Origin of the sequence: Roseomonas sp. BN140053 (genome assembly GCF_047690175.1) — a bacterium.
Taxonomy (GTDB): Bacteria; Pseudomonadota; Alphaproteobacteria; order Acetobacterales; family Acetobacteraceae; genus Roseomonas.
Window position 1 is genome coordinate 1661 of the sequence record NZ_JBLLEB010000075.1, and the last position, 2747, is coordinate 4407.

The following is a 2747-nucleotide window of genomic DNA, read 5'->3' on the forward strand; positions in this document are numbered from 1 at the left end:
TGAGAGACTGAAGGGCGTTCGGTGGATGCCTTGGCGCCAGAAGGCGATGAAGGACGTGGCACGCTGCGAAAAGCCGCGGGGAGATGCGAGCGATCGTTGATCCGCGGATGTCCGAATGGGGAAACCCCTCCGATTACGGAGATCCCGGCCTGAACACATAGGGTCGGGAGGCGAACCCGGGGAACTGAAACATCTCAGTACCTGGAGGAAAAGACATCAACAGAGATTCCGCGAGTAGTGGCGAGCGAAAGCGGAGCAGGCCAGTGGTTATGCGGAAAGAAGCCGAACGGCATTGAAAGGCCGGCCAGAGCGGGTGTCAGCCCCGTAGGCGTAGTGTTTCGCATGATCCTTGAGTAGGGCGGGGCACGTGAAACCCTGTCTGAACGTGGGGGGACCACCCTCCAAGCCTAAATACTCTCTGGCGACCGATAGTGCACAAGTACCGTGAGGGAAAGGTGAAAAGCACCCCGACAAGGGGAGTGAAAGAGACCTGAAACCGAACGCCTACAAGCAGTCGGAGCCCCCGTTGTGGGGTGACGGCGTACCTTTTGTATAATGGGTCCGCGAGTTTCTGTTGGCAGCGAGCTTAAGCCGTGAGGTGTAGGCGCAGCGAAAGCGAGTCTGATAAGGGCGCTTGAGTTGCCGGCAGAAGACCCGAAACCGAGTGATCTAGCCATGGCCAGGCTGAAGGTGGGGTAACACCCACTGGAGGGCCGAACCCACGCCTGTTGAAAAAGTCGGGGATGAGCTGTGGCTAGGGGTGAAAGGCCAATCAAACTCGGAAATAGCTGGTTCTCCGCGAAATCTATTGAGGTAGATCGTCGTTTGGTCACCCTCGGGGGTAGAGCACCGGAAGGGCTAGGGGGGCCCAAAGCCCTACCAAACCCTACCGAACTCCGAATACCGAGGAGTGCAGGGCGGCAGACAGTCCGTGGGTGCTAAGGTCCATGGGCAAGAGGGAAACAACCCAGACCACCAGCTAAGGCCCCCAAATCGTGGCTAAGTGGGAAAGCATGTGAGACGGCCAAAACAACCAGGAGGTTGGCTTAGAAGCAGCCATCCTTTAAAGAAAGCGTAATAGCTCACTGGTCTAATAGCTGTTTTGCGGCGAAAATGTAACGGGGCTCAAGCCACGTGCCGAAGCTGTGGATGGACAAAACCCTGGCGGGTTTGTCCGTGGTAGCGGAGCGTTCCGTAAGCCGTTGAAGGTGTACCCGTGAGGGGCGCTGGAGGTATCGGAAGTGAGAATGCGGACATGAGTAGCGACAAAGAGGGTGAGAACCCCTCTCGCCGAAAGTCCAAGGGTTCCTGCGCAAGGCCAATCCGCGCAGGGTGAGCCGGCCCCTAAGGCGAGGGCGACAGCCGTAGCCGATGGAAACCAGGTGAATAGTCCTGGGCCCCCCAGATGTGACGACCATGAAGCGCGGTTCTCCCTTATTGGATTGGGAGGGCAGGTGGATTGGTCCAGGAAATAGCACTGGGATATGGACCGTACCCGAAACCGACACAGGTGGACTGGTTGAGTATACCGAGGCGCTTGAGAGAACCATGCTGAAGGAACTAGGCAAATTGCTCGCGTAACTTCGGGATAAGCGAGACCCTTCTGTGCGCAAGCGTAGGAGGGTGGCACAGACCAGGGGGTGGCGACTGTTTAGTAAAAACACAGGACTCTGCGAACTCGAGAGAGGACGTATAGGGTCTGACGCCTGCCCGGTGCCGGAAGGTTAAGGGGAGATGTGAGAGCATCGAACCGAAGCCCCGGTAAACGGCGGCCGTAACTATAACGGTCCTAAGGTAGCGAAATTCCTTGTCGGGTAAGTTCCGACCTGCACGAATGGCGTAACGACCTCCCCACTGTCTCCAGCATGGGCTCAGCGAAATTGAATTCCCCGTGAAGATGCGGGGTACCCGTGGTTAGACGGAAAGACCCTATGAACCTTTACTGCAACTTCGCAGTGGTGCCAGGAAGGGGCTGTGTAGGATAGGTGGGAGCCGATGAAGCCGGGGCGCTAGCTCAGGTGGAGGCAACCTTGAAATACCACCCTGCGCCTTTCTGGCATCTCACTGAGCCCCGTTAGCCGGGGCCAGGACCCTGCGTGGTGGGCAGTTTGACTGGGGCGGTCGCCTCCCAAATGGTAACGGAGGCGCGCGATGGTGGGCTCAGGCCGGTCGGACATCGGCTGTTGAGTGCAAAGGCACAAGCCCGCCTGACTGCGAGCGCGACAGCGCGAGCAGAGACGAAAGTCGGCCTTAGTGATCCGGTGGTCCCGCGTGGAAGGGCCATCGCTCAACGGATAAAAGGTACTCTAGGGATAACAGGCTGATCTCCCCCAAGAGTCCACATCGACGGGGAGGTTTGGCACCTCGATGTCGGCTCATCGCATCCCGGGGCTGGAGCAGGTCCCAAGGGTTCGGCTGTTCGCCGATTAAAGCGGTACGTGAGCTGGGTTTAGAACGTCGTGAGACAGTTCGGTCCCTATCTGCCATGGGTGTTGGAGACTTGCGAGGATCTGTCCCTAGTACGAGAGGACCGGGATGGACGCACCTCTGGTGCACCGGTTGTCGCGCCCGCGGCATCGCCGGGTAGCCAAGTGCGGAACGGATAACCGCTGAAGGCATCTAAGCGGGAAACCAGCCTCAAAACCAGGTCTCCCCAAGGGCCGTGGAAGACCACCACGTCGATAGGCCGCAAGTATACGCCAGGTAACTGGCTCAGCTGAGCGGTCCTAATCGCCCGATCGATCTCA

At 58.5% G+C, this 2747-nt stretch carries 1 rRNA gene; it reads left to right on the forward strand.

From position 1 onward, the window contains the following. A 23S ribosomal RNA gene (locus ACLIBK_RS25305) occupies positions 1 to 2747 on the forward strand; the annotation flags it as partial.